The 6,869-nt window shown below is 52.2% G+C and carries 5 protein-coding genes and 1 pseudogene; 5 read left to right on the forward strand and 1 reads right to left on the reverse strand.

Translation table 11 applies throughout. The features are described 5' to 3' along the window. Positions 1-42: 42 nt before the first annotated feature. A pseudogene (locus tag PsWM33_RS13370) lies at positions 43-216 on the forward strand (SDR family oxidoreductase); the annotation flags it as partial. 6 nt (positions 217-222) lie between these two features. Here the strand turns inward: PsWM33_RS13370 and PsWM33_RS13375 are convergent. Then, a complete protein-coding gene (locus PsWM33_RS13375) occupies positions 223-1,635 on the reverse strand; it encodes an FAD-binding oxidoreductase (protein ID WP_063300575.1) in 1,413 nt (470 codons plus the stop codon). 174 nt (positions 1,636-1,809) lie between these two features. Between PsWM33_RS13375 and fabI the strand changes: the two genes are divergently transcribed. From fabI to aroC, 4 genes are all read left to right on the forward strand, one after another. Continuing rightward, positions 1,810-2,622, forward strand: coding sequence for an enoyl-ACP reductase FabI (gene fabI / locus PsWM33_RS13380; protein ID WP_063300576.1), 813 nt, complete (start codon positions 1,810-1,812; stop codon positions 2,620-2,622). 198 nt (positions 2,623-2,820) lie between these two features. Then, positions 2,821-3,447, forward strand: coding sequence for a histidine phosphatase family protein (locus PsWM33_RS13385; protein WP_063295556.1), 627 nt, complete (start codon positions 2,821-2,823; stop codon positions 3,445-3,447). Between the two features lie 342 nt (positions 3,448-3,789). Next, on the forward strand, positions 3,790-5,109 hold the full coding sequence (locus PsWM33_RS13390) for an enoyl ACP reductase FabMG family protein (protein WP_063300577.1): 1,320 nt from the start codon (positions 3,790-3,792) through the stop codon (positions 5,107-5,109). Positions 5,110-5,464: 355 nt separating this feature from the next. Continuing rightward, a complete protein-coding gene (gene aroC, locus PsWM33_RS13395) occupies positions 5,465-6,556 on the forward strand; it encodes a chorismate synthase (protein ID WP_057464885.1) in 1,092 nt (363 codons plus the stop codon). Positions 6,557-6,869 lie beyond the last annotated feature (313 nt).

Genomic DNA, 6,869 nt, shown 5'->3' on the forward strand with positions numbered 1-6,869 from the left:
CCCACCTAACCGGGTCAATTTTGCATGCCGATTCACAGTGATGCGTATCTGAAGAAGATGGGGCAAACGATTCCGCTTGGCCGATTAGGTGCGCCACAAGACGTAGCAAGCGCTGTGCTCTTCCTCGCCAGCGAAGAGGCAGGTTACATCACTGGGCAGCAAATTGTCGTTGATGGAGGACAGGTGCTCCCGGAAGGACTGGAAGCACCTGACTAGGACTGTCTAAAGAACGCGGCCCGGATTGAACATGTTGGTCGGATCGAGTGCGTCTTTAATAGCGCGCATCATGTTCATCTCTGTGGTGCTTTTCACTTCAGCCAGCAAATCTCGCTTCAGGATGCCGATGCCATGTTCTGCTGAGATTGAGCCGTTGTAGCTGGCAACGATCCCATGCACGATCCGGTTCACATCATCCCACTTGGCAAGGTACTCGGCTTTATCAGCACCCTTCGGCTGGGTGATGTTAAAATGGATGTTGCCGTCGCCCATATGGCCAAACGGAACCGGGCGACATCCCGGCACAGCTTCTTTAACGGCAGCGATGGCTTCCTCAAGAAACTCAGGCACCTTTGCAACAGGCACAGAGACATCGTGCTTGATGGAGCCGCCCTCAAACTTCTGCGCCTCTGAAAGCCCATGACGCAACCGCCAGAAATCGGCGGCCTGCGCTTTGCTTTGCGCCAGCAATCCGTCACGCAGCAGATCAGCCTCAAATGCCTCGGTGAAAATGGTCTCTGTCAGGCTGGCAAGGTTGATGTCTTTCGTACCCGCCGAAATCTCGATGAGCACATACCACGGATGCTGTTCTTCAAACGGATCGCGTGACTGTTCCATATGCTCACAAATGAACTGCATGCCGGTCTGTGGCATCAACTCAAATCCGGTAAGCATGTTTCCGGCATGACTTTTTGCCAATGAAAACAGTGAAAGTGCCTTAGCAGGCGAATCTAGCGCGACCAAAGCCACCTCTACCGACGCAGGGGCTGGGTATAATTTGAGGCTGGCACCCGTAATGATCCCCAAAGTGCCCTCTGAGCCGATAAATAATTGTTTCAAATCGTAACCGGTATTGTCTTTGCGCAGGGTCCGAAGCCCCTCCCAGACCTCACCATTTGCGAGCACAACTTCGAGCCCGAGAACAAGGTCTCGGGTGTTCCCGTAGGATAGGACGGCAGTGCCTCCGGCGTTGGTTGCAATGTTGCCACCAATCTCACAGGAACCTTGCGAAGCGAGCGTCAAAGGGAACAATCGATCATGCTTTTCAGCCGCATCATGAACAGCCTGCAACGTGACGCCTGCATCTGCTACCATCGTATAACCTTCAGGGTCGATGTGGCGAATTTTATTTAATCTAGAAAGGGATAGCACGATTTCGCTACCATCTGGATTGGGGATTTGCCCCCCGACCAAACCCGTGTTGCCACCCTGTGGAACCACAGTGAGACCGTGCTGAGCCGCAAGCTTCACGCACTCTGCAACCTCTGATGTGGAACCGGGCCGCAGCACCATGGGAGTAGCGCCTCGAAATTTGTCCCTCCACTCAACAAGAAATGGGGCCTTGTCATGGTCGCTGACAAGCACATTTGCGTCCCCAATGATCTTTTGAAACGCGTTCACCAAATTTGGAATAGTCATGTTTCCGTCGCAGTGTTGGAAGTTGATCTGCCTCTAACTATCAGATAATGGGAGCGCAAGAACACGTCCATGTCTGATTGGGCTTTTTTCGACGGCTTGAAGCCAAATGAACAGTGTGCCATAGCATTTTGGGGCTGTTCACCAGATTAAGTGATATTCACTCAGGAGAAAAACATGGCAGAAGCGCAAGGATTGATGGCCGGCAAACGTGGTCTCATCATGGGACTGGCCAACAATCGGTCCATCGCTTGGGGTATTGCAACAGCACTACACGATGCCGGAGCTGAAATCGCACTCACCTATCAGGGTGAAGCGCTGAAGAAGCGTGTTGAACCATTAGCAGAAAAGCTCGATGCACTTGTTGTAGGTGATTGTGACGTTACGAACGAAGCAAGCATTGATGCAGCATTTGAAGTTCTGGAGCAAAAATGGGGCAAGATCGACTTCGTCATTCATGCGATCGCTTTCTCTGACAAAGAAGAACTGACTGGCCGTTATCTGGACACCAGCGCTGACAACTTTGCAAAGACAATGCAGATTTCTTGTTACTCGCTGGCATCCGTTGCCCGTCGCGCAGAAAAGCTGATGACCGAAGGTGGTTCCATTGTAACTCTCACCTACTACGGTGCTGAGAAGGTCATGCCAAACTACAACGTCATGGGCGTTGCAAAGGCTGCATTGGAAGCAAGCGTCAAGTACCTTGCAGTTGATCTTGGCCCTAAGAAAATCCGTGTGAACGCGATTTCTGCAGGTCCGATCAAAACACTGGCAGCAGCTGGTATCGGCGATTTTCGTTACATCCTCAAATGGAACGAGTACAACGCACCGCTGCGTGAAACCATAACCATCAACGACGTTGGAAATTCTGCTCTCTACCTCACATCCAACTTGTCCCGCTCTGTTACCGGTGAAACCCACCATGTTGACAGCGGCTACCATGTGGTTGGCATGAAGGCAGTAGACGCACCGGATATCTCCGTCGTCTAAATTGCTTCAGCAATTAGGTTTGAGAAAAGGCGCTTCTTGGAGCGCCTTTTTTGCGCTTGTGAGGCTGGTAAAGGTACATATGACTTAAATCAAGAATGTGTGCATAACTGTTGTTTTCTAACGAGGAATGACACATGTACCTCGTAAGAAGCCGCTACAAATCGGTTGCCGACTAATCTCCTACAGAAGGCCCATGGAATGACTGGCTCGTTGATGCCCCTTGCGAAAACCACACCAACTCCGCTTTTGTATGTCCGTCATGGACAAACAGACTGGAACCTGGAAGGGCGTATGCAGGGCGGTCAGGATATTCCGCTCAACGACACCGGTCGCAAGCAGGCCCGGCGCAACGGTATGGTGATGAAGGATTTTCTCCCAGACCTTGGCAAGACCGCAGATGATTTCATCTTTGTCAGCTCACCAATGATCCGCGCGCGCGAGACCATGGAAATTCTGCGCAAGGAAATGGGGCTGGATCCGACCGATTACAAAGTGGATGACCGTCTTCGTGAAATCACATTTGGCAATGTGGAGGGAATGACCGTTCCTGAAATGATGATCAAGCGTCCCGAAGTGGTTCGTATGCGGCGTGAAGATAAATGGGGCTATGTGCATCCCGAAGGCGAGAGCTACAAAATGGTCTCTGACCGCATCGCCGAATGGATGTCTGAGCAAAAAGACCCCATGATCATCGTCGCGCACGGCGTAGTCATGCGCGTTCTGCGCGGCCTGCTCTGTGGCTACGCTCCTGCTGAAATCCCGGATCTGGAGACGCCACAAGATCAGTTCCTTCTTTGGAGAGACGGTTCCGAGGCGTGGATCTAAGTTCACAACAATCCGGATACACTCAGCTGCATTCCGATCAACGGACGTACCAATGCACGCTCTCACGTCCAGCGCTGTACCAAGCCTTTAAGATTGGGGGCTTACAACGCAATTCTTGGTCGTTAAATTGATCAGGTTTTTGCGTCAGCGACAAACTGTGACACATAAAGTGAATACTACAGCAAAGGCAGTCCACGACATTTTGGAGTGCTTTGCTACAATCTGCATAAAGACCAGCTAAACAGGCTACCTAAATCAGTTGTAACTCGTTATTTTTAGGCAACAAGAGCAGAACGCTCACCTATGAAATCTCGACACTCTTAAACTTTTTGGAAGATCTTGATGAAGACGTCTCGACCACTCAAGGCAATCAGCAGCAATACCGTTTTTGGAGAGGGCGATGTCTTCGTACTCTTCGGCGAACTTTTTGGTCGCGGATATGCGACTGGCTTGATCGATCAGGCAAAGGCAACCGGGATGACTGTGATCGGCATTACTGTCGGTCGTCCGGATGAAAACAACAAGCCACGCGCCCTGACACCAGAAGAGCTGGCAGAAGCCGAAGCCAATCTGGGCGGCAAAATCATCAACGTACCTCTGCGTGCGGGTTTTGAACTGGACGCACCTGAAGGCACAGCGACACCGACTGATCTGGTCAACGAAATGACCATTAAAGATTGGCAGGATCACAAGCTCGACTGGGATCATGTTGAGATCTGCCGCGGTCTTGGCTCCAGCCGGTTTAAAGGCGCTCTTGCTCAGGTCATGGAACAGCTGGATACCATGATCCCAGCGGGTAAGAACGTCTTCTTCGCCCACACAATGGCAGGCGGTATTCCGCGTGCAAAAGTGTTTATGGCAATCGCGAACCGCATCTATAAAGGCCGCGGTGCACGCTACATGCCATCTCAGTCTCTTATCGAGAGTGATCTGGGCAAGCTGATCCTTAAAAACTTCGAGGAAGTAACTGCAAACAGCTTCGGTTACCTGCTGGAAGCCAGTAAGACGCTCCGCGACCGCGTGGAAGCAGCTGGCGGCGAAGTGCGCTACACCGCATATGGTTATCACGGCACTCGCATCCTGATCGAGGACGAGTATCGCTGGCAGACTTACACAAACTACACGCAGGGCTACGCTAAAATGGCTCTGGAGAACTTTGCTGAAAGCGCATGGAAAGACGGCGTGAAGGCAACAGTGTTCAACTGCCCTGAAATCCGCACCAACTCTTCAGACGTGTTTGCTGGCATCGAGCTGTCTCTCCTGCCACTGCTGCAAGCCTTCAAGAAAGAAGGTGGCGGCGCATGGGTGGATGCACTCTGGCAGAAGTGCGAAGGCATGCTCAAGCCAGAAGCATCTCTGGAAGAGGTCCTGCAAAAGGTATCCGACTACCAGACCAGTGAGGCAATGCAGCCGTTCTACAACTTCGAAGCTTGGCCAATGCCAAACTCAGCGGAGCAGGTAGACAAGACTGTTGGCACCTCGCAGGAAATCGTAGACCTGCATAAAGAGCGCAATGTTTTGGTCAGTGACGAGCTCAGCCAGCATGTTGTTGCAGCAACTGGCATGCTCATGTTTGGCGAAGCCAGCCAGCCAGAAGGCCCGGCTCTGTGGCTCGACCATGATCTGGTTGCAAAAAGACTTATTCAGGAACACGGCGCCTAAGGTTTATCCAGGGCCAACGTTCTGAATGAAAAGTTTGAATGAATGAGAAAAGCCCGGGGACGTGCCCACCACGTTGCTCGGGCTTTTTGTATGAATTTGAGCTTACGCATTAAAATGGCGGTGCCTGAATGCTCTTTTCACGCCTTGAGATCTCCCATTTGCAGTCCTGAATCTGGGAACAAGCCTAAATCCAGCTTGTTCATTCGGGAAAATTACGCAAGTGCTGCAAGGCTCTCAATTGACCTGCCGTCGGAACCCACCTAAAACCACTGTAATTCTCAGAGCGCGTTCCGTTTGATTGAAGAGAGTCAGCCGGACAGGACGTGCTCATGCTCTAAAAGTGAACTGCTAGAACATGTCCCACAACACCTTTGGTCATCTGTTTCGCGTAACAACATGGGGCGAAAGCCACGGACCAGCGCTTGGCTGCGTCGTCGATGGTTGTCCGCCTCTGCTTCCAATCACAGCAGAAGAGATTCAGGTGTATCTGGACCAGCGCAAGCCGGGGCAAAACAAGTTTACCACCCAGCGCCGTGAACCAGATCAGGTCAAAATTCTCTCTGGTGTGATGGTGGATGAAGACGGCGTACAACGTACGACCGGTACGCCCATCTCCCTGATGATCGAGAACACTGATCAGCGCTCCAAGGATTACTCCGAAATCAAAGAGCGCTACCGTCCGGGCCACGCAGATTACGCCTACGATGCCAAATATGGTATCCGCGACTATCGCGGCGGTGGACGTTCATCAGCACGCGAAACAGCGTCCCGCGTGGCTGCGGGTGGTTTGGCGCGCAAAGTCATTCCAAACATCCTGATCCGCGGCGCTCTGGTCCAGATGGGCCCGCATAAGATCAATCGCGACAACTGGGATTGGAACGAAGTGGGCAACAATCCATTCTTTTGCCCGGATGCGGAAGCTGCCAAGTTCTTCGAAGAATACCTCGATGGGATCCGCAAGGAGGGCTCTTCAATTGGGGCCGTGATTGAAGTAGTCGCAGAACATGTACCAGTGGGTCTTGGTGCCCCGCTTTACGGCAAGCTGGATCAAGACCTCGCATCAGCCATGATGTCCATCAACGCTGTGAAGGGTGTTGAGATCGGCAACGGTTTTGAAGCTGCATGTTTGACTGGTGAAGAGAACGCTGACGAAATGCGTATGGGCGAAGATGGCAAGCCTGACTTCCTGTCCAACCAAGCAGGTGGCGTGCTGGGCGGTATCTCTTCCGGTGCGCCGGTTGTGGTCCGCTTTGCTGTAAAGCCAACCTCTTCCATCCTGACACCACGCAAATCCATCACTCGCAGCGGGGAAGAGGTCGATGTGATGACCAAAGGTCGTCACGACCCTTGCGTTGGCATCCGCGCAGTTCCGGTTGGAGAAGCCATGATGGCCTGTGTTCTGGCTGACCATGTCCTGCGTGACAGAGGCCAGTGCGGCGAACGCTAGAGCGTGTTCCGTTTGATTGGATGCAATCAAACGACAAGAATTCGCTCCACCAAAGGTCTTAGAGCCCGGTGCGTGAATGTAAATGAACGCGACGTGCGCTAAGATTCTATTCAACCTCTGATTTTATTCTTATTGAAAAGGCGCTGGCAAAACCGGCGCCTTTTTTACTGCGGGCAATAGCAAATACATCGCAGCTGTGAGATGTTGCCTGTCTTCAAGCATGTGGCCGTCTCCAAAAAACTTACTCCCCTTCTGGGTTCCTCCCATACTCTGAACCTATGCCTACGTAACGGGCTGCTGGCGGAGCGACCGT

The organism is Pseudovibrio sp. WM33 (assembly GCF_001623165.1).
GTDB lineage: Bacteria > Pseudomonadota > Alphaproteobacteria > Rhizobiales > Stappiaceae > Pseudovibrio.

What these genes read in the sequence shown, in the direction of transcription:
- PsWM33_RS13375 (WP_063300575.1), bottom strand. Translation starts at nt 1,635, where the DNA reads ATGACTATTCCAAATTTGGTGAACGCGTTTCAAAAGATCATTGGGGAC.
- fabI (WP_063300576.1), top strand. Translation starts at nt 1,810, where the DNA reads ATGGCAGAAGCGCAAGGATTGATGGCCGGCAAACGTGGTCTCATCATG.
- PsWM33_RS13385 (WP_063295556.1), top strand. Translation starts at nt 2,821, where the DNA reads ATGACTGGCTCGTTGATGCCCCTTGCGAAAACCACACCAACTCCGCTT.
- PsWM33_RS13390 (WP_063300577.1), top strand. Translation starts at nt 3,790, where the DNA reads ATGAAGACGTCTCGACCACTCAAGGCAATCAGCAGCAATACCGTTTTT.
- aroC (WP_057464885.1), top strand. Translation starts at nt 5,465, where the DNA reads ATGTCCCACAACACCTTTGGTCATCTGTTTCGCGTAACAACATGGGGC.